Source organism: Devosia enhydra, assembly GCF_900119845.1.
GTDB lineage: Bacteria > Pseudomonadota > Alphaproteobacteria > Rhizobiales > Devosiaceae > FPKU01.
Window position 1 is genome coordinate 1,091,920 of the sequence record NZ_FPKU01000001.1, and the last position, 20,227, is coordinate 1,112,146.

At 65.7% G+C, this 20,227-nt stretch carries 18 protein-coding genes and 1 tRNA gene; 7 read left to right on the top strand and 12 right to left on the bottom strand.

Features of this window, described 5'->3' with window-relative positions; all coding sequences use genetic code 11:
• Positions 1 to 16: 16 nt before the first annotated feature.
• The gene (locus tag BT183_RS05370; RefSeq protein WP_072339686.1) at positions 17 to 868 is read left to right on the top strand and encodes an SDR family oxidoreductase; all 852 of its coding nucleotides are present in this window, start codon (positions 17 to 19) and stop codon (positions 866 to 868) included.
• A gap of 17 nt (positions 869 to 885) precedes the next feature.
• Here the strand turns inward: BT183_RS05370 and cysN are convergent, their stop codons facing one another.
• Together cysN and cysD are read right to left on the bottom strand one after the other, a co-directional pair.
• Positions 886 to 2,772: a sulfate adenylyltransferase subunit CysN gene (cysN, locus tag BT183_RS05375; RefSeq protein ID WP_072339688.1), complete on the bottom strand. Its 1,887-nt coding sequence runs from the start codon at positions 2,770 to 2,772 to the stop codon at positions 886 to 888.
• Entirely contained in the window at positions 2,772 to 3,686 is a 915-nt protein-coding gene (cysD, locus tag BT183_RS05380; RefSeq protein ID WP_072339690.1) for a sulfate adenylyltransferase subunit CysD, read from the bottom strand. Before cysD ends, cysN begins: the two co-directional genes overlap by 1 nt.
• A gap of 201 nt (positions 3,687 to 3,887) precedes the next feature.
• On the opposite strand from cysD, the gene BT183_RS05385 reads away from it, so the two are divergent.
• From BT183_RS05385 to BT183_RS05395, 3 genes are all read left to right on the top strand, one after another.
• Positions 3,888 to 5,303 (top strand): cryptochrome/photolyase family protein, encoded by a 1,416-nt coding sequence (locus BT183_RS05385; RefSeq protein ID WP_072339692.1) that lies wholly within the window; start codon positions 3,888 to 3,890, stop codon positions 5,301 to 5,303.
• 161 nt (positions 5,304 to 5,464) lie between these two features.
• Positions 5,465 to 6,514 (top strand): cysteine synthase A, encoded by a 1,050-nt coding sequence (locus BT183_RS05390; RefSeq protein WP_072339695.1) that lies wholly within the window; start codon positions 5,465 to 5,467, stop codon positions 6,512 to 6,514.
• Between the two features lie 17 nt (positions 6,515 to 6,531).
• Entirely contained in the window at positions 6,532 to 7,245 is a 714-nt protein-coding gene (locus BT183_RS05395) for an alanyl-tRNA editing protein (RefSeq protein ID WP_072339697.1), read from the top strand.
• Between the two features lie 6 nt (positions 7,246 to 7,251).
• Here the strand turns inward: BT183_RS05395 and BT183_RS05400 are convergent, their stop codons facing one another.
• From BT183_RS05400 to BT183_RS05420, 5 genes are all read right to left on the bottom strand, one after another.
• On the bottom strand, positions 7,252 to 8,343 hold the full coding sequence (locus BT183_RS05400) for an amino acid ABC transporter substrate-binding protein (RefSeq protein WP_084603261.1): 1,092 nt from the start codon (positions 8,341 to 8,343) through the stop codon (positions 7,252 to 7,254).
• A gap of 128 nt (positions 8,344 to 8,471) precedes the next feature.
• Positions 8,472 to 9,272 (bottom strand): amino acid ABC transporter ATP-binding protein, encoded by an 801-nt coding sequence (locus BT183_RS05405; RefSeq protein ID WP_072339699.1) that lies wholly within the window; start codon positions 9,270 to 9,272, stop codon positions 8,472 to 8,474.
• 2 nt (positions 9,273 to 9,274) lie between these two features.
• Entirely contained in the window at positions 9,275 to 10,411 is a 1,137-nt protein-coding gene (locus BT183_RS05410; RefSeq protein ID WP_072339701.1) for an amino acid ABC transporter permease, read from the bottom strand.
• 10 nt (positions 10,412 to 10,421) lie between these two features.
• Entirely contained in the window at positions 10,422 to 11,633 is a 1,212-nt protein-coding gene (locus BT183_RS05415; protein WP_072341587.1) for an amino acid ABC transporter permease, read from the bottom strand.
• A gap of 107 nt (positions 11,634 to 11,740) precedes the next feature.
• Entirely contained in the window at positions 11,741 to 12,757 is a 1,017-nt protein-coding gene (locus BT183_RS05420; RefSeq protein ID WP_072339703.1) for an amino acid ABC transporter substrate-binding protein, read from the bottom strand.
• A 220-nt stretch (positions 12,758 to 12,977) separates the two neighbouring features.
• On the opposite strand from BT183_RS05420, the gene metC reads away from it, so the two are divergent.
• On the top strand, positions 12,978 to 14,165 hold the full coding sequence (gene metC / locus BT183_RS05425) for a cystathionine beta-lyase (protein ID WP_072339705.1): 1,188 nt from the start codon (positions 12,978 to 12,980) through the stop codon (positions 14,163 to 14,165).
• Here metC and BT183_RS05430 read toward each other — a convergent pair.
• On the bottom strand, positions 14,147 to 14,887 hold the full coding sequence (locus BT183_RS05430; protein WP_072339707.1) for a phosphatase PAP2 family protein: 741 nt from the start codon (positions 14,885 to 14,887) through the stop codon (positions 14,147 to 14,149). The genes metC and BT183_RS05430 overlap by 19 nt on opposite strands.
• Before the next feature lie 88 nt (positions 14,888 to 14,975).
• Between BT183_RS05430 and BT183_RS05435 the strand changes: the two genes are divergently transcribed.
• Together BT183_RS05435 and BT183_RS05440 are read left to right on the top strand one after the other, a co-directional pair.
• A tRNA-Pro gene (locus BT183_RS05435) sits at positions 14,976 to 15,052 on the top strand.
• A 29-nt stretch (positions 15,053 to 15,081) separates the two neighbouring features.
• Positions 15,082 to 15,387: an ETC complex I subunit gene (locus BT183_RS05440; protein WP_072339709.1), complete on the top strand. Its 306-nt coding sequence runs from the start codon at positions 15,082 to 15,084 to the stop codon at positions 15,385 to 15,387.
• Between the two features lie 93 nt (positions 15,388 to 15,480).
• Here the strand turns inward: BT183_RS05440 and BT183_RS05445 are convergent, their stop codons facing one another.
• The 4 genes from BT183_RS05445 to BT183_RS05460 are packed head-to-tail and all read right to left on the bottom strand — an operon-like array spanning position 15,481 to position 20,160.
• Positions 15,481 to 16,455, bottom strand: coding sequence for a ketopantoate reductase family protein (locus BT183_RS05445; RefSeq protein ID WP_072339711.1), 975 nt, complete (start codon positions 16,453 to 16,455; stop codon positions 15,481 to 15,483).
• Complete coding sequence (locus BT183_RS05450; protein WP_072339713.1) at positions 16,455 to 17,573, bottom strand: CaiB/BaiF CoA transferase family protein; 1,119 nt, start codon at positions 17,571 to 17,573, stop codon at positions 16,455 to 16,457. Before BT183_RS05450 ends, BT183_RS05445 begins: the two co-directional genes overlap by 1 nt.
• Positions 17,570 to 18,991 carry an MmgE/PrpD family protein gene (locus tag BT183_RS05455; protein WP_072339715.1) on the bottom strand — a complete coding sequence of 474 codons (1,422 nt, stop codon included), beginning with the start codon at positions 18,989 to 18,991 and terminating at the stop codon, positions 17,570 to 17,572. The genes BT183_RS05450 and BT183_RS05455 overlap by 4 nt, the downstream gene beginning before the upstream one ends.
• On the bottom strand, positions 18,988 to 20,160 hold the full coding sequence (locus BT183_RS05460) for a mandelate racemase/muconate lactonizing enzyme family protein (protein ID WP_072339717.1): 1,173 nt from the start codon (positions 20,158 to 20,160) through the stop codon (positions 18,988 to 18,990). Before BT183_RS05460 ends, BT183_RS05455 begins: the two co-directional genes overlap by 4 nt.
• Between the last annotated feature and the right edge of the window lie 67 nt (positions 20,161 to 20,227).

Below are 20,227 nucleotides of genomic sequence, written 5' to 3' on the forward strand. Positions count from 1 at the left end.
ACTAAGGAGGCCGAGCATGGATAGAAAAATCTGCGTCGTCACCGGCGCGACCAATGGCGTCGGGCTCGAAACGGCCCGGGCTCTGGCCAATCGCGGGGCCACCGTCGCCGTACTCGGGCGCAATGGGCAGAAGGGCGCGGAAACGCTGGCATCGCTCCGCAAGACGGCGCGCCATCCCGATGCCCTGCGCTTTTTCCAGGCCGACCTTGCTGACCTTTCGCAGGTGCGGCGCCTTGGGAGCGAATTGGGGCAGGCCTATCCCCGCATCGATGTGCTGATCAACAATGCCGGGCTCATCAATGCGCGGCGCCGCGTGACCGTCGATGGCTTCGAGGAGACCTTCGCGGTCAACCACCTCGCCCATTTCCTGCTGACCGGCCTGCTGCTCGAGCCCCTCCGCGCCGCCCCTGCTGCGCGCATCGTCAATCTCTCGTCCAACGCCCATCTCGCCGGTCGGCTCGATCTCGACGATCTTAATCGCGAGCATCGCCGCTACTCGACCTTCGGGGCCTATGGCGATTCAAAGCTCGCCAACCTTTATTTCACCTACGAGCTGGCCCGGAGGCTGTCCGGCACACCGATCACGGTGAACGCCGTGCATCCGGGCGCCGTGGCGAGCGGCTTTTCCCTCAACAATGGCGGTGTGGCGAGTTTTGTCATGGGGCTCGTCCGCCCCTTCTTCCTTTCGTCGGAAAAAGGCGCGCTCACCTCGATCCATGTTGCATCGGCGCCAGAACTCGCCGGCGTCACGGGGCGCTATTTCTACAAAAGCCGCGAAAAGCAGAGCTCGAAGCTCTCGCACGACACAGCCATCGCCCAGCGCCTCTGGGCTCTGAGCGAGACCATGACGGGCATACGCTATCCCTGAGGCGGGTTTCAGCCTGCCTAGGGAAAGAGTTGTCCGAACAATTCGTCGGCCAGCGCCGGGGGCTGCGCCACCGCACCATGCAGAACGAGGTCCGGCGCCTCGGGCGGCTCGAAGGGGCTGTCGATGCCGGTGAAATTCCTGATCTCCCCGCGCCGTGCCTTGGCATAGAGCCCCTTGGGATCGCGCGCCTCGCAGACCTCGAGCGGGGTATCGACATAGACCTCCGTAAAGCGGATATCGCCGGCAATCTCGCGCGCCAGCCGCCTCTCGTTGCGGAAGGGCGAGATGAACGAGACGAGCACGATCAGCCCAGCATCGGCCATCAGCCGCGCCACTTCTGCGACGCGACGGATGTTTTCCACCCGCGCTTCCTCAGTGAAGCCGAGGTTCTTGTTGAGCCCGTGGCGGACGTTGTCGCCATCGAGGATATAGGCGTGCCGGCCCTCGGCGGTCAGGCGCTTTTCCACCAGATTGGCGATGCTCGACTTGCCCGAGCCCGAAAGCCCGGTGAACCAGACGATCGCGGGTTGCTGCCCCTTGAGCCGCGCCCGCACCGCCCGGTTCACATCGAAGCTCTGGTAGGAGAGGTTCTGCGCCCGCCGCAGCCCGAAATCGATGGTGCCGGCACCGAGCGTCGCATTGGTCAGCCGGTCGATCAGGATGAAGGCGCCCGTCCGCGCATTCTCGGCATAGGGGTCGAACACCAGTGGCCTGTCGGTAGCAATCGTGACGGTGCCCACCTCGTTGAGCCCTAACCGCTTGGCGGCGCTCTGTTCGAGGGTGTTGACGTTGGTGCGGAATTTCAGATCGGTCAGCGAGGCCGGCACGATCTGGTTGCCCACCCGGAGCAGGTAGGAGCGGCCGGGGATCGCCGGCTCGTCGGCCATCCACACCACGCGCGCCTGGAACTGCGTCGAGACGTCCGGCGTCTCGCCCGGATGCACGAGCACATCGCCGCGCGACACGTCGATCTCGCGGTCGAGCACCAGCGTCACCGCCTGCCCGGCCACCGCCTCCGACAGATCGCCGTCCATGGTGACGATCCGCGCGATACGCGCCGGCTTGCGCGACGCCGCCACCAGCACCTCGTCGCCGACGCGCACCAGGCCCGAGGCCAGCGTGCCCGAGAAACCGCGGAAATCGAGATCGGGCCGGTTCACCCACTGAACCGGGAACCGGAAGGGCCGCGCGCTCTCGTCTTCCGTCACATCGAGCGCTTCGAGATAGGGCACGAGCTGGGCGCCACGATGCCACGCCGTATTCCCGCTCGGGGTCAGGATGTTGTCGCCGTTGAGCGCCGAGACCGGGATCGCCTCCAGGCTCGCAAACCCGAGTGGCGCGGCAAAGGCGCGATATTCCGCCTCGATCTGCCGGAACACGTCTTCGGAATAGTCCACGAGGTCGATCTTGTTGACCACCAGTACCACATGCTTCACCCCGATCAGCGAGAGGATGAAACTGTGCCGCCGCGTCTGGGTCAGAAGCCCCTTGCGCGCGTCCACCAGCAGCAGGGCGACATCGGCGTTCGACGCACCGGTCGCCATGTTGCGGGTATACTGCTCATGGCCCGGCGTATCGGCCATGATGAACTTGCGCCGCGCGGTCGAAAAGAACCGGTAGGCGACGTCGATGGTAATGCCCTGCTCGCGCTCGGCGACGAGCCCATCCACCAGCAACGAAAAGTCGATGCCCTCGGCGCCGGTCGTTCGATTCCGGCTCTCGGCCTTGAGGCTCGCGAGCTGGTCATCGAGGATGAGCTGGCTGTCATAGAGCAACCGTCCGATCAGCGTCGACTTGCCGTCATCCACGCTGCCGCAGGTCAGGACGCGCAACAGCCCCTTGCCGGTCTGTTCGGCGAGCCAGTTTTCGAGCGCGAGCGCCGAGGAGTCTTGTGCCCGCAGCATCAGAAATACCCTTCCTGCTTCTTTTTTTCCATCGAGCCCTGCTGGTCGGAATCGATGAGCCGCCCTTCGCGCTCCGAGGTGCGCGAGGCCTGCATTTCCATGATGATGGCGGGCAGGTCGGCCGCGTCCGAGCGGATCGCGCCCGTCAGCGGATAGCAGCCGAGCGTGCGGAACCGCACCACCTCCTCGCGCGGCGTCTCGCCCGGTTGCAGCGGCAGGCGCGCGTCATCCACCATGATCAGCGTGCCCTGCCGCTCCACCACGGGCCGGGCCTTGGCGAAATAGAGCGGCACGATGGGGATGTCTTCCTGGTAAATGTAGGTCCAGATATCGAGCTCGGTCCAGTTCGAGAGCGGAAACACCCGCAGGCTCTCGCCCGGCGCCAGTCGCGTGTTGAACAGCCGCCAGAGTTCGGGCCGCTGGTTCTTGGGGTCCCATGCATGGGATGCGTTGCGGTGCGAAAAGATGCGCTCCTTGGCACGGCTCTTTTCCTCGTCGCGCCGCGCTCCGCCGATCGCCGCATCGTATCGGCCCGCGTTCAGCGCCTGGCGCAGCGCCTGGGTCTTCATGATGTCGGTGTAGCGCGCCGAGCCATGGTCGAACGGATTGACGTTGGCCGCCCGTCCTTCCTCATTGGTGTGCACCAGCAGCTCGAAGCCATGCTGCTCGGCCATCGCGCTACGGAACGCGATCATCTCGCGGAATTTCCACGTCGTATCGACATGGAGAAGCGGAAAGGGGATGCGGCTGGGGAAAAACGCCTTGCGCGCCAGATGCAGCAGCACGCTCGAATCCTTGCCGATCGAATAAAGCATCACTGGCCGCTCGAACGCCGCTGCCACCTCGCGAAAGATTTCGATGCTCTCGGCTTCGAGCATCTGCAGATGAGTAAGCCGGGTGGCGCCTTGAGGCATGGGTAGAGGATCCGGAACGCGAGAATTGACCGGCAGATAACGCCCGCAACCGCCCCGCAGCAAGCCAGGCGGCATACGCTAGGGCGTGAACCATCACCCCCCTTTGCGCGTATTCCACCCCGCGTGGTCGCACCGGGCCGTTGACGGGTCGATCGCCAGCATTCCGGGCCACCGGGCCGGCCGAAGAAGGAAAAGTTTTTTATGCCCTCCGCCGCCCTCGTCTGGTTCCGCACTGATCTGCGCCTCGCCGACAACCCCGCCCTCGCCGCAGCCCTCAGGCAGGAGGGCGATGCAACGGCCCTCTTCATCCACGAGACCGATCCGGCCCTGCGCCCGATCGGGGCCGCCGCGCGCTGGTGGCAGCACCATGCGCTCGAGCGCCTCGGCCGCGACCTCGCGGAAATCGGCATCTCCCTGCGGGTCAAAACCGGCCATGCGCAGGCCGTCATCGAGGCGGTCGTGAAGGATGCCGGCATCACCCACGCCTTCTGGAACCGCCGCTACGCCCCCGCCGAATGCGACCATGACGCGGCGATCAAGCAGGCGCTGAAGCAGGCAGGCGTCGAGACCCAGTCCTTCAACAGCCACCTGCTCGTCGAGCCCTTCGATATCGCCACCGGCGCAGGCACCCCCTATGGCGTCTTCTCGCCCTTCTGGAAGGCACTGCGCCAGCGCGACAATCCAAGCCCCGCCCGGCGCCCCGCCTCGCATCGCAAGGCGATCCCCGTCCCGAAGGCGGGCTTTGATACAGATTATGCCGAGCCCCATTGGGCCGGCAAATTCCACGACCATTGGCGGGTGGGAGAAGCCGCTGCCCTCGACGTGCTGGACAGGTTCCTAAACGAGCGCCTCAAGGACTATCCCGAAGGCCGAGACATTCCGGGCAAGGATATCACCTCGCAACTCTCGCCGTATCTGAGGCACGGCGAGATCGGCCCGCGCCAGATCTGGCACCGCACTCTCGCCTTTGCCGAAGCCCACCCCGCGCTCGCTGGCCAGGCCGAGAAATTCCTCTCCGAAGTCGGCTGGCGCGAATTCTCCTATCACCTCCTGCATCACCGGCCCGACATTGCGCGCAAGCCGATGCAGGAAAAATACGCCCGCCTCGCCTGGCGCGACGCGCCCGCAGCGCTCGAGGACTGGCGACGCGGCCGCACCGGCATACCCATCGTCGACGCCGGCATGCGGCAATTGTGGGAAACCGGCTGGATGCATAACCGCGTCCGCATGCTCGTGGCATCGCTTCTCGCCAAGAACCTCCTCATCGACTGGCGCGAGGGCGAGGCCTGGTTCTGGGATACGCTGGTGGATGCAGATATCGCAAACAATCCGGCGAGCTGGCAATGGGTGGCCGGCAGCGGCGCCGATGCCGCGCCCTATTTCCGCATCTTCAATCCGGTGACGCAGGGCGAGCGCCATGATCCCGCCGGCGACTATGTGCGCAAATGGGTGCCGGAGCTCGCAGGCCTGCCCGACCAGTGGATCCATAAGCCTGCCGACGGACCGACTGATGTCCTGCGCAAAGCCGGCGTCACCATCGGAAAGACCTATCCGGGCCCGATCGTCGATCTCGGCACCAGCCGGCAGCGCGCTCTCGATGCCTTGAAGGCACTCTGATCGCCCGGCGCATATTCTTTCCATTCCGGCGGCGGGATTTGGACGATCTTGCCCTCGTGCGGCAGGCGAGCGAAATGTCCTGCCAGCGGGCTGGCCTGCGCCTTGGCAGTGCGGGATGGGGACACTAGGTTCGGGGCACTCCTTCCCCCGGTACGGTCCCCATGTCCAAGCATAAAGACGTCGTTTCAGCCATCGGCAACACTCCGCTCATCCGTCTCAACCGGGTATCGGATGCCACTGGCTGCGACATCTGGGGCAAGGCGGAATTCCTCAATCCCGGCCAGTCGGTCAAAGATCGCGCGGCGCTCTACATCATCCGCGATGCGGAACGGCGCGGCGTCCTGCGGCCCGGCGGCACCATCGTCGAGGGCACGGCGGGCAATACCGGCATCGGACTGGCGCTTGTTGCCGATGCGCTGGGCTATAAGTCGGTGATCGTCATTCCCGATACCCAGAGCCAGGAGAAGAAGGACGCGCTGCGCCTCATGGGTGCGACGCTGATCGAGGTGCCGGCCAAGCCCTACAAGAACCCCAACAACTACGTGAAGCTCTCTGGCCGCCTCGCCGAAAAGCTCGCCGCCGAACTGCCGGAGGGCGCCATCTGGGCCAACCAGTTCGACAATGTCGCCAACCGCCAGGCCCATATCGAAGGCACCGGCCCCGAAATCCTTGCCCAGACCGACGGCAAGGTCGATGGCTTCATCTGCTCGGTCGGCTCCGGCGGCACGCTCGCGGGCGTGTCTATGGCGCTCAAGGCCAGCAACCCCGCTATCCAGATCGGGCTCGCCGATCCCGAGGGCGCAGCGCTCTACAGCTACTACACCGATGGCGTGCTCAAATCCGAAGGCAACTCGATCACCGAGGGCATCGGCCAGGGGCGCATCACCGCCAATCTCGAGGGCGCGGTGGTGGATCGCGCCTATCAGATCCCCGACAGCGAGGCCCTGCCCTATGTCTTCGACCTGCTCGAGCATGAGGGCCTCTGCCTCGGGGGCTCGAGCGGCATCAACATCGCCGGCGCCGTAAGGCTCGCGCGCGATCTGGGGCCGGGCAAGACCATCGTCACCATCCTCTGCGACTATGGCAACCGCTACCAGTCCAAGCTCTACAACCCGGCCTTCCTGCGCGAGAAGAACTTGCCCGTCCCGCACTGGCTCGACCACCCCGCGCAGATTGACATTTCCTCGGTGATGCTGCCCGATCCGGCCTGATTTAGCCGGGCAGCCCCATGACAGACTTCGTCTTCCGCTCTGACAGCTATGCACGGAGCCTTTCCGCCACCGTCACCGCCATCGGCGATAACGGTGCATTCGAGCTCGACCGCACCAATTTCTACGCGACCTCGGGCGGCCAGCCGGGCGATACGGGCAAGGCCATTACCACCGACGGGCAAATCATCGCGCTCTCCGGCGCAATCCATCCCGATGGTGACAAGACGCGCATCCTGCACCTGCCGGCCGAAGGCCAGCCTCCAGTTTCCCTCGGCGACGTCCTCACTCTCGACCTCGATTGGGATCGCCGCTACGCGCTGATGCGTATGCACACCGCGCTACACCTGCTCTCGGTCGTCTTCCCCTTCCCTGTGACCGGCGGATCGATTGGGGAGGACAAGGGCCGGCTTGATTTCGACATGACCGAAGTGCCGCCCGATCTGGCCGCGCTCGAAACTGCGCTCAACGCCATGGTTTCAGCCGATCACCCGGTCACCGGGGAGTGGATCACGGACGCCGAAATGGCGGCCAAGCCCGATCTCATCAAGACCATGAAGGTCAAGCCGCCGATGGGCCAGGGCCGCGTGCGCCTCATCCGCATTGGGGATGTCGACCTGCAGCCCTGCGGTGGCACGCATGTGGCCCGCACCGGCGAGATCGGGCCGCTGCGCATCGGCAAGATCGAGAAGAAAGGCCGCGAGAACCGCCGCGTCAGCCTGCACTTCGCCTGACGGCCGTTATTCGACCGGCGGTGCGAAGAGCAGCCCACCATTGAGCCACAGCGCGTTCTGCCCCCGCACGACAGGCGCGCCAGTATCTGGGCCGAAATTGCGGTTGAAGATCTCGCCGTAATTGCCGACCGCGCGGATCACGTCGCTGATGAAGTTGGGCGACAACCCCAATCCCGGCCCAAAGCTGCCTTCCATGCCGAGCAGCCGACGAATGGAATGCGTCTTGGCGGCGGTCAGCGATTCGATGTTGAGCGAGGACACCCCGACCTCCTCGGCATTGATCAGCGCAAAGAGCACCCAGCGCACGATGTCGAACCATTGCGCATCGCCCTCGCGGATCACGGGTCCGAATGCGTCCTTCGAGATGCGCTCGGGCAGGATGCGATGCGCCGCTGGTTCCGGCAGGCTGCGGCGGATGGCGTGGAGCCAGCTTGCCGCCGTCGTCACCGCATCACAGAGCCCGGTCCGATAGGCAACTGTCAGGTCCTCGCGATCCTCATAGAGCACTTCCTCGTAGCTCACCTGATTGGTGAAGAAGAAGTCGCGCAGGCGGACAAGTTCCTCCCCGCCATCCAGCACGCAGACCTTCACATTATCGAGCTCATAAGCCGACACCGCGCCCAGCTCCTGCGGCACCATGAAGGCCTGGCCATCAAAGAACGAGATGCCGACATAGGTCGCGCCATAGCGGCTGTCGCGCCCCATGGTCCAAGGCGCGTTGCGCACGACGATGTCAATATCGCCCGCCTGCAGCAGCGCAAAGCGGCTTTCCCCGCGCAGCGGGCGGAATTCCATCCGGTCGGGGTCCCCGAACACGGCTGCCGCCATGGCGCGACAGAAATCGATATCGAAGCCGGTCCAGCGTCCATCGGCATTGAGCTGCGCAAAGCCGGGCAGCGGATCGGTGGAGGCGCAGATGAGATACCCTCGCGCCCGCACTGTCTCGAGCGTCAGCCCGCTCATGGCGTCCACCTGCGCCCGTGCCGGCAGGGCAAAGAGCCCCGACGCAAAGACCATCGCCAGAGCCATGAGCCATGCGGGCAGCACCCGACCCGGATGGATCAGGCCACGCAAGCGGGCACGCAAAAAGACCTGCACATCAGACTCCCTTCGGTCGCAGGCCCATCATCAACATGGCCCTCGAAGGGTCAAGTGCAGCCGGCCGGGATCACGCCTATGCGAAGCCCGGCCGCCGGTCGATCACTTCGGCGCCATGCGCCCCCTGATCAGTGCAGGATCTGGCTGAGGAACAGCTTGGTGCGCTCGTGCTGCGGGTTGGAGAAGAACGCCTCGGGCTCGTTCTGCTCGATGATCTGGCCCTGATCCATGAAGATCACGCGATTGGCCACCTGCCGGGCAAAGCCCATCTCATGGGTCACGCAGATCATCGTCATGCCGTCCTCGGCCAGGTCGACCATCACCTCGAGCACTTCCTTGATCATCTCGGGGTCGAGCGCCGAGGTCGGCTCGTCGAACAGCATGATCTTGGGGTTCATGCACAGCGACCGGGCAATCGCGACGCGCTGCTGCTGGCCTCCCGACAGCTGGCCCGGGAACTTGGCCGCCTGCTCGGGGATCTTCACGCGCGTCAGGTACTTCATTGCGGTTTCCTCGGCCTCGGCCTTGGGAATGCCGCGCACCCAGATCGGCGCCAGCGTCAGGTTCTGCAGGATGGTCAGGTGCGGAAAGAGATTGAAGTGCTGGAACACCATCCCAACCTCGCGCCGAACCTCATCGATGCGCTTGATGTCCGAGGTGAGCTCGATGCCATCGACGACGATGGTGCCCTTTTGGTGCTCCTCGAGCCGGTTGATGCAGCGGATGAGCGTCGATTTGCCAGAGCCGGAAGGCCCGGCGATGACGATGCGCTCGCCCTTCATCACCTTGAGGTTGATGTCGCGCAGCACGTGGAAGTCGGCATACCATTTATGCATGCCGGCGATCTCGATGGCGACTTCGGATTTGGAGACGCTCATGCGCGAGCGCTGGGCGTCCGCGGCAGGCGCAGTCTGCGAAGCAGGTTGCATGGTCACCTCTTGTGGCCGGTATGGAGGCGGCGCTCCATGTAGATCGAATAGCGGGACATGGCGAAGCAGAAGACCCAGAACACGAAGCCGGCAAAGATATAGCCGGTCACCGCGTGCGTGGGTGAGGACCAGTTGATATCCGACCCCGCTGCCCGCACGGTATTGAGGAGCTCGAAGATGCCGATGATCGACACGAGCGATGTATCCTTGAACAGCGCGATGAAGGTGTTCACGATGCCCGGGATCACGTGCTTGAGCGCCTGCGGCAGGATGATCAGGCCCATGGTCTTGGGCTTGTTCAGCCCCAGCGCATAGGCCGCCTCATACTGGCCACGCGGCATGGCCTGCAGGCCGCCGCGCACCACTTCGGCCATATAGGCGCTCTCGAACAGGATGATCCCGACGATGGCGCGGGCCAGATTGTCCACCGACACGCCCTGCGGCATGAACAGCGGAAACATCACCGAGGCCATGAACAGCACGGTGATGAGCGGCACCGCGCGCCAGAGTTCGATGAACCCCACGCAGAACGCCTTGATGATCGGCAGCTTGGATTGCCGCCCGAGCGCCAGGAGGATGCCGATGGGGGTCGAGGCGATGATGCCGATCAGGGAGATGATCAGCGTGAGGGTCAGCCCGCCCCAGAAATTGGTCGGCACCGGCCTCAGCCCGAAGACGCCGCCCGCCATCAGGAAATAGGCGACGACGGGATAGACGAGAAAGAACATCACCGCTGCCGTCCGCTTGAAGGGCGCGCGGGGCACCAGCAGCGGCAGGATGAAGATGATGCCCAAAAGGAACATCACATTGACGCGCCAGATTTGGTCGACGGGATAGAACCCGTAGATGAAGAAGTTGAAGCGCCCCTGGATGAACACCCAGCAGGCTCCAACGCCCTCGAAGCGGCAGGCTTCCCCGCGCAATCCCTCGGGGTCGCTCCAGACCGCATCGGTCACGAGAAACTGCCAGAGCGGCGGCACGAGCCACGCCACGAACAGCATGGCGATGATGGTCATCGCGGTGTCGCCCGGCGTGGCGAAGAGGTTGGTGCGCAGCCAGGCGACGAGCCCGGTGGAGCGCTTGGGCGGCAGCGCCGCCGGTTCCATCTGGCTTCTGACGAAGACTGTCGTATCGGTCATTGCGCCCTCCTCACCGTTCCACCAGCGCAACGCGCGAATTGTACCAGTTCATCACGATCGAGGTGGTGAGCGAGAAGGTCAGATAGACCAGCATCGCCATGCCGATGATCTCGATGGCCCGGCCGCTCTGGTTGAGCGCGGTGCCCACATAGACGTTGACCAGTTCGGGAAAACCGATGGCAGCACCCAGCGAGGAGTTCTTGGTGAGGTTGAGATACTGGCTCGTCAACGGCGGAATGATCACGCGCATCGCCTGGGGCACGATCACCAGCCGCAACCGGTCACCTTCCTTGAGGCCGAGGGCCGAGGCGGCCTCGGTCTGCCCATGGCTCACCGACTGGATGCCGGCGCGCACGATCTCTGCGATGAAGGCGGCGGTGTAGACCACGAGCCCGAGGACCAGCGCCGTCAATTCGGGCGGCGCGGTAAAGCCGCCGCGGAAATTGAACCCGCGCAGTTCGGGGAAATCGAAGGCGATCCGGGTGCCCGAGATGAAATAGACGAGAAAGATCGGCACGATGATGATCGCCAGCATCGGCAGCCAGACCGGGCGACGCCGGCCGGTGTTTTCGATCTGCTTGAGGCTCCAGCGCCGGAATACCAGCCCTGCGATCACCGCGACGACGATCGCCACAGCCAAGAAGATGAAACGGTCGTCGGGCACGAGGGCGGGCAGGTTGAGGCCACGCTGGTGCAGCGCGATGCCGAAGGGCAGCGTGATGGCATTGCGCACGGCCGGCAGCGCGTTCAGCATCAGGAAATACCAGAACAGCAGCTGCAGCAGCAGCGGCATGTTGCGGATCGTCTCGACATAGATCGCTGCGAACTGCCGGATGAGGAAATTGGACGAGAGCCGCGCGATGCCGATGACGAAGCCAAGCATCGTGGCTAGCACGATGCCGATCGAGGCGACGAGCAGCGTGTTGAGAATGCCGACGAAATAGACCTGGAGATAGCTCGAGGCGCGGTCGAACGGGATGAGCGAGAAGCTGATGCCGAAGCCGGCGGGCTGGTCGAGAAAGGCGAATCCGGTCTGCTTGTTCTGGGCCGCCAGGTTCTGCTGGGCGTTGCTCGCGAGCCACCAGAACAGCGCCACGACGCCGACGACGAGAAGTCCCTGGTAGATGAAGGCGCGAAAGCGCGGGTCGTTGTAGAAGGCCGAGTTGGCTTGCGCCGGCACGCGGGCCGGCTGCGTCTCGATCGGGACGCTCTTGTCAGGCATGGACACCCCCTGGGTCGCTGCGCGGCCCGCCCTGCCGTCTCATGACGCGGGCGTAGACGAGGAGTCGCGGCGCCCCTCGAAGGCAGCGCCGCGACCGTCGTTGGGGCTTAGCGGATCGGCGGGGCGTACTGGATGCCGCCGTCGGTCCAGAGCGCATTCAGGCCGCGAGCCAGGGCCAGCGGGGTCGAGGGACCGACATGACGGTCATAGGCCTCGCCGTAATTACCGATGTGCTTGATGATGCGATAGGCCCAGTCGGCGGTGAGGCCGATCGGCCCGCCGAAATCACCCTCGACGCCGAGCAGGCGGCGGATCTCGGGGTTCTCGGAGCCAAGCATGTCATCGACATTGGCCTGGGTCACGCCCAGTTCTTCAGCGTTGAGCAGCGCGAAATAGGTCCAGCGGGCAATGTTGAACCACTGCGGATCGCCGGCGCGCACCACGGGGCCGAGCGGCTCCTTGGAGATGATCTCGGGCAGGATGGTGTGGGCGGACGGATCCGGGAACTCGGTGCGCTCGGCGGCGATGGCCGAGGAGTCCGTGGTATAGGCGTCGCAACGGCCGTCGAGATAGGCCTGCACCACTTCCGAGCGGGTCACGAACACGACGGTGTCGATCTCCAGCCCATTGGCGGCGGCATAGTCAGCGAGGTTGAGTTCGGTGGTGGTGCCCGATTCGACGCAGACGGCGGCGCCATCGAGTTCGGCGGCCGAGGTGATGCCGTCGGCATTGCGCACGACGAAGCCCTGCCCGTCATAGAACATCGTGCCCACAAAGGAGAGGCCGAGATCGGTGTCGCGGGTCATGGTCCAGGTGGTTGTGCGCGAGAGCACGTCCACATTGCCATTGCCCAGGCTTTCGAAGCGGGCCGCCGAGGTCAGCGGCACATAGCGCACTGCATCGGGGTCATCGAACACCGCGGCGCCAAGCGCACGGCAGTAATCAACCTCCAGACCGACCCAGTTATTGTTCTGGTCCGGGTTGGAGAAGCCCGGCACGCCTTCGGTAACGCCGCACAGCACATGGCCGCGCGCCTTGACGTCATCAAGCGTCTGCGCCTGTACGGCGGTTGCCGTGAGACCGAGCGCGGCCGACAGTGCAATCGTTAGGAATTTCTTGGACATTGTTGACTGCCTTTTGTTTCCTGACCCTTTTTATCCCGGCTGGACGTCGTTCTGCCGTCCCCGGCGGCACCTCCGCTTTCAGAGCGGATGCGATGCTGCTAACCATCGAACCGACAATTCAAAGGCGCGTCAAGCGCCATGGCCGCAATAAGGCAGCAAACCTGACTGTTTGTTGTTCAACAGGCTTCTTTGACCGCATTTTTGGCAGGACAAACAGACGATGACCGAATTCCCGGGCGGAAAGCCCGCAAAACCCGCGACTGAAACGCTTTTGACCCATATGGGGCGCGCCCCGGCGCAGCAGTTCGGGTTCGTCAACACGCCCGCCTATCGCGGCTCGACGGTCGTTTTTCCCACCCTCGACGCCCTCGACGACTACTCCATCGCCTACCGTTATGGCCGTCAGGGCAGCCCCACGACGCGGGGCATCGAGGAGATGATCTCCGAACTCGAGGGCGCGGCCGGCACGCTTCTGGCCCCCTCCGGCCTCGCAGCGATCACGCTCGCGCTGCTCGCGGTGGTCTCGGCAGGCGATGACATCCTCGTGACCGACAGCGTCTATGAGCCGACCCGCGCCTTCTGCGATGGCCTTCTGGCGCGTCTCGGCGTCACCACGCGCTATTACGATCCGCGCATCGGCGCCGGCATCGAATCGCTTTTTACCGATCGCACCCGCGCGGTTTTCGTCGAAAGCCCGGGTTCTCATACCTTCGAGATGCAGGATCTGCCGGCCATTGCCACGGTGGCCAAGGCTCGCGGGGCGGCCGTTATCGTCGACAATTCCTGGGCCACTCCGCTCTTTCACCGGCCTCTGGCGCTGGGCGCCGACCTCGTCGTGCATGCCGGCACCAAAATGTTCGTGGGGCATTCGGACGCGATGTCGGGCACAGTATCGGCCACGGCCCAGTTCTGGCCGGCACTTGCCAAAGCCCATCGCCAGCTGGGGGTTGCGGTCGGCCCAGACGATGCCTTCCTCGTTGCGCGCGGCATGCGCACGCTCGCCATCCGCATGAAGGAACACGAGCAGCGCGCCCTTGCCCTTGCCGACTGGCTGACCGATCGGCCCGGCGTCATCAGGGTCATCCACCCTGCCCGCCCCGACCATCCCGACCATGCGATCTACCGCCGCGATTTCAGCGGATCGGGCAGTCTTTTCGGCGTGGTGCTCGAGGAGGGTCCCCGCGAAGCCATCGCTGCGTTCGTCGATGGGCTTGAGCTCTTCAGCATGGGCTATAGCTGGGGCGGCTATGAAAGCCTCATCCTGCCCTCGAAGGTCGCCCATGTGCGCACGGCGACGCGATTCGAGCCCGGCGGAACGCTCTTCCGCATCCATGTGGGCTTCGAAGCGCTCGATGACCTTAAGGCCGATCTGTCCGCCGGCCTCGCGCGCTACCGCGAGCGGCTCTGAAACAGCGCGGCAAGGCCCGCGAGCGGGCGGCGCCTGATGGCGCCATCCGCTTCACGCGCAAAGAGCCAGCCTCTGCGGACAAAGACATTGCGCACCGCAAACGCCAGCACCGTGCCCACCACGGCGCCGGCCAGCACGTCGCTGGGGAAATGCACGCCGATCACCACGCGCGAAATGCCGACCAGCACGGCCACGACCAGCAGCGGCCAGAATGCCTTGGGCCAGAGAAAGCCTATGGCATAGGCCAGCGCGAAGGAGGTTGTCGTGTGCCCGGATGGAAAGCTCTGGAAGCTGTGGTCGTTGACGAAATGCTGGAAGCCCAGCGCCCCCACCGCATCGAGGTTTTCGGGCCGCCCCCGCCCCAGCAGGCGCTTGACGATGGCGGTGAAGAGCCCCGGAAAGCCGACGCAGATAAAGATGAACGCGAAGATCTGCGCTCCCTCGCCCAGCGCCGACTTCCACGGCTCGGGTCGCGTCAGCGCGGCCGCGATGCCGAGCAGTATGGCGAGGGCAAGCGTGGGCAGCAGCACCCAGTCCGAAAGCCCGTAATTGGTGATGGACAAAAACGCCGTGCGACCGGCTTCGGGCAGCGCCTGCGCGCCGCGCGACAGGGCTTCGTCGAACGGAATGACGAGGGCCAGCATGGCGACGAGCGCCAGGATGACGAAGGGCAGGGTTCGGCGCGACAGGCCCGGCGGCCAGGACTTGTAGAGATGGCTCATGGCACTCCATCGCCCGTCTTCGCGCCTGTCGTCAATGCGCCCGCTTGCCCTTTGCCTGCGGACGGGCTAACGGAAGAGCCACGCTGCACGGGGTATAGCTCAGCCTGGTAGAGCACCGGTTTTGGGAACCGGGGGCCGAGTGTTCGAATCACTCTACCCCGACCAGCGGCGACAGAATTCGGATGTGATTGCAGATGACGGCACGGATCTACAGGCCCGCCCCCAATGCGATGCAGAGCGGTCGCGGCAAATCGCGCCAATGGGTTCTGGTGCATGAGCAGGCTTCCCCCCGGCAGATCGAGCCGCTGATGGGCTATACCGGCTCGGGCGATACCACCCAGCAGGTTCGGCTGGCTTTCGACACGCTCGAAGACGCCGAAGCCTACGCCCAGCGCAACGGCATCGCCTACACCGTGCAGCCGGCCCACCAGAGCGTGCCCAAGCGCGCCAGCTATTCCGACAATTTCCGCTTCGACCGCAAGACGCCCTGGACGCACTGAGCCGGGAGCCGGCAAGGCCCCCGCAACACACGTCAGGAGCGGCCTCCCGGCAGCGCCCGTAAGGCCCCGAATCCCTTCACGGCTTGGTCGTGATCAGCCCCTGCGCCCGTCTCCCAAGGCCATCGCCAGGGCGGCAATGACGGAAAAGACCGGGGTATGGACCTCCCGCGCTCGGGCGAGCGCGAGTGGGGCGCGGAAGAGGCTGTCGACTTCCAGCATGCGCCCGGCGCGACGATCCTGAAGCAACGAGGGCTCGCGATCGGGCGCCTGCGCGAGAAGAGCATCGGCGCGGGGCGGCAAATCGCTGAGATCGGCGCCGCAGGATGCGGCGATGGCGCAGATTTCGGCGATGAGCGCCCGCGACAGGGCGCCGATGGCGGGGTCTTCGCGCACGACGCTGGAGTGCCGCTCGGTGAGAAGGGCAAGGCTAGACGCCGAGAGATTGAGCACCAGCTTGCGCCAGATTTCCCCAACGATGTCATCGGCTTGCGGCGACTGGATGCCAGTGTCGATGAAGACTTCGCGCAGGCGCGCAACGCGCTCCGAGGCCCGGCCATCGATCTCCCCGATCACAAGACGGGGCGGGCGCGGCGGATCGGCGTGGATGATACCGGGCGCCATCAGACTGTTGGCAGAGGTGACGACGCCGCCCATCGCGCTGCTGCCGATATGCCAGCGCAGCTCTCCTTCAGGATCGAGGAAGCCCAGATCGGGCCATGGTCCGGCAGGCGACGGGCTGAGCGGCAACCACCACGGAGTGCCGTTCTGCACGAAGATCGCGGGCGCGCCCGGCGCGAGCAGCGCGGCAATGGAGCGGGCTGCCGCTGGCTGGGCGTAGGCCTTGAGGGTCACCAGCACCGCATCATGGGTGCCGAGGTCCGTAACCGTGTCGGAGACGCGGGGCGCAAAGCGCAGGCGCTCCTCGCCATAATGGAGAACGATGCCGTTCCGCGCGATAGCCTCGCGCTGCGCCCCGCGCGCCACCACCGCGACGTCATGCCCGGCGAACCCGAGGCGCAGGGCCAGATGGCTGCCGACGGCGCCGGCCCCAAACACGGCGATACGCATCAGGTGGTGCTGCCGGAGGGAGTCGTGAGCCCGAGTTCTGCAAGGATTTCCGCGGTGTGCTCGCCGAGCCGGGGCACGGGGCCGCGCGCGGTGCGGGTCGCGCCGGGGACGAGGAAGCCGCTGCCGATAACGGGCATCGGGCCCGCCTCGCTCTCGACATGGCTGATAAGGCCGCGACCTTCCATGTGCGCGCTGCCCGCGGTCTCGGCCATGGTCCGGGTGGCGCCGGCCGGAATGCCGGCAGCGACCAGCATCTCCTCCCATTCGATGGCATCGCGTGAGGCAAGCCGCGCCTCGATGGCAGCGACGAATTCATCGGCGTGGGCATCGCGGGCCGACGCGGTAGAAAAGCGGGGATCAGCGAGAATCTCGGGCGCCCCGATGATACCGCAGAACGTCTCGAGCCAGCGCGGATTGAGCGCGGCCACAAAGATGCGCCGATCGCGAGCGCGGTAGCGGCCCATGGTGGCCCGCCGGCCATGCGAGGATGGGCCGCCGAGCAGGGATGCGGTAACGTTGCCCGAGGCCAGCACCAGCGCCGCATCGAGCATCGAGACATCGAGCCGCTGCCCGCGCCCGTCGCGCCCGCGCGCGATGAGCGCGGCGAGAATGCCGGAAAAGGCGACATAGCCGGTGAAGGGATCGAGCATGCCGATGCCGAGATCAAGACCATCCTCGTCGCCCAGATAGCTGTCGCCCAGGCCCGAGACGGCCTGCACCGACCATTCGATGGCCGGCATGGCGCGCATCGGCCCCTCCTGCCCGTATCCGCTGATGGAGCAGGAGATGAGGCGCGGGTAGCGGGCGTGGAGGTCATCCCAGTCGAGCCCCAGCTTGGCGGCGGCGCCGGGCTTGAAGTTTTCGACCACGATATCGGCCGTGTCGATCAGCCGGGCGAGAGCCTCGCGGCAGAATTCGGACTTGAGATCGAGCACCACCGAACGCTTGCCGGCGTTCACCGCGCCGAAGCGGCCATGCGGCCGGGGGCGGAAATCATCGCCGGCGGGCGGCTCGATCTTGATGATGTCGGCGCCCAGAAGCGACAGATGGTGCGTGCAGAAGGGACCCGCGAGCGCGTGGGTAAGGTCGATGACGCGCACACCCTCCAGCGCCATCATGGCAGCGACCTCTGGCTGGCGACCTCATGCAGTTCGGGACGCGCGAGGGCGGATGCGAGGGGGGAGAGGGTTGAAAGGCTGTCGATCTCCATCACAAGGTCGAGCAGCCGCTCGGCTCCGGCTTCGCCGATGGCGGGGCGGGCCAGCCGGCGGAACTTGGCGACGACGGCCTCGGGGGCAATCTCGTTGCCCGGGCCGCCGGGGCGCTGGGCATTGTAGACGGTGCGGGTGGTGCCATCGCGCAACCGCGCCACGAGCCGCGAGGCATGGCGCAGGCCGAGCCCGCCGCTCTCGATATGGGGATCGACGGCAAACTGCACCCGCTCGGTGAGGGCCAGGATGGCCGGATCGGCGAGGCGGTCGGGCGCGAACTGCTCGACAAAGGCATCGCCGTCAAGCAGCGCGACGGCGGCGGCGTACCTGCCATTCATCTGGGCGGCGACGACATCGTTGGGGCGATAGCGCCATCCGACATTAGAGACCGCGATGCTGCCCATATGCACCTCGAGCGTCTCGAGCGCATCAGCAGTGACACCGCTGGCACGCAGCTGGCGCACGCCTTCCACCACCGTTTGCGCGCTGGCGCAGGTCGAATAGATCTTGAAGCCAACGCCGCCGGAGAGCCAGGTCTCGCCGAGATCGGCCAGCAGCGCACCGCGATCGCCATCGCAGCCCATGGTGGCGAGCAGCCCGCCGAACGGCTCTTCGATTGCTGTGCGGGCGCCGGTAAAGCCACGCCGGGCGAGCAGCCCGGCCGTGACCCCCGCCGAGGCAGCGTGGCCGGCGTGGAAACGCTTGGCCATCCCACCCGTCCGGGCAGCGTAGAGCCCCGAGGCCTGCGTGGCGCCGAGCGCCAGCGTTGCGGTCGCCGCATCGGCATCGAGCCCGAGCAGCCGGGCAGCAGAGGCTGCGGCGGCGACGGCGCCGAGCGTGCCCGTGGGGTGGAAGCCGCTGAGCCCATGGCCGCGACCGGCGGCGACGCCCAGCCGGATGCCGGTCTCATAGCCGGCGGCAAGGGCTGTGAGCAGCTCCGCGCCGGTGGCGCCGGTCATTTCGCCCAGCGCGAGGGCAGCGGGCACGGTCACCGAGCCGGGATGGATCTGGCCGCTCAGATGCACATCGTCGAGCTCGAAGCCGTGCACCGCGGTGCCATTGGCGAGCGCGGCTGCAACCGCCCCCGATGTCTCGCCGAAGCCCCAGAGCCGGCAATCGCCCTGAGCGCTCTCACTGGCCACGCTTGCAGTGATGCGCCCCCAGGGCTGAAGCGCACCGAACAGCCCGCAGCCCAGCGTATCGAGGAGGCAGAGCTTGAGATGGTCGCGAATGACGGATGGGACATCGCCCGCATCAAGCTCGGCGATCCATGACCCGAGAGCGGCGGTGATCGGCGGGCCGGCGGGCGCGGCATCCGCCCTCATTTGACCACCTCGTGCAGCAGGGTGAGCTTCTCGATGGCCTTTTCGTCGGGCACCACCCCCAGGCCGGGCCGCTCGCTGGGGCTGACATGGCCATCTTCGAGGATATAGGTGGGCTCGGGCACGAGCGGATCGGGCCCGCCGACCCCGAGGCCGAACAGGAATTCGCCGGCCGGCATGACGCGGACGGGCGGCAGGCTGGCGTGGAAATGGATGCCGGCAGCGGCTTCGAGCTGGGAGAATGCGGCAAGCCCGCCGACATTGACGAGGATGTCTGCCGCCTCGGCGATGGCCGCCACCTTCATCGCCTTGCGGATGCCGCCGACCTTGTAGAGCTTGATGCAGAACACATCGACCGCCTGACGTCTGGCGAGTTCGAGTGCGTCGTCGAGCGTCATCAGGCTTTCATCGGCCATGATCGGCACACCGCGCGCGGCGGCGCGAATGCGCGCCAGCCCGTCGAAATTGTCGCGCGCCACGGGCTGTTCAAGATAATCGAGGCGATCCTCGGACAGGCGCTCCAGCACCTGGATCGATTCGGCGACCGTCCAGCCGGTATTGGGGTCGATGCCGATGGTGACATCCTCGCCCAACGCTTGGCGCACCGCCTTGAAGTTGGCGATATCCTGTCGGTAGCCATCGGGATGGCCGGCCTTGAGGCAGAGGGTGCGCACGCCGAATTCCTCGACGGCGCGGCGGCATTCGGCGATCATGCCATCCGGCGTTGGCGCGAGGCTCACCGACCATTCGAGCGGAATGCGATCGTAGCAGCGCCCGCCGATCAGGCGGAAGACAGGCAGCTCGACGGCCTTGCCCATGGCATCATGCAGGGCGTGATCGATGGCGGCACGCGCCTGCACATTTCCGGGCAGCGCGTTGTCGAACGCGGCAATGATTGCCTCACCGTCATAAATGCTGCGGCCGATGAGGCGCGGCGCGTAGATATCGCGGATGGCGGCCACCATCCCTGCCCCGGTATCGGGCAGGAAATGGCTCGGCGCGATGGGCCTTATCTGGCCGTAACCAACGACGCCTTCGGCATGGATCTTGACCATCACCGGCTTGCCCAGAAACGTGCCGCGCGCGCCGGTATCGTAGGGCCCGCTCGATCCCAGACGCTGCAGCCGCGTCGTCAGGTCGGTCACCAGGATCTCGACACGCTCGATTTTCATGGCCGCTCCAGACTTAAAGGCTTCAACACCAGCGATCGACTGTTTCCGCCGATTGACAGGGTTGTAG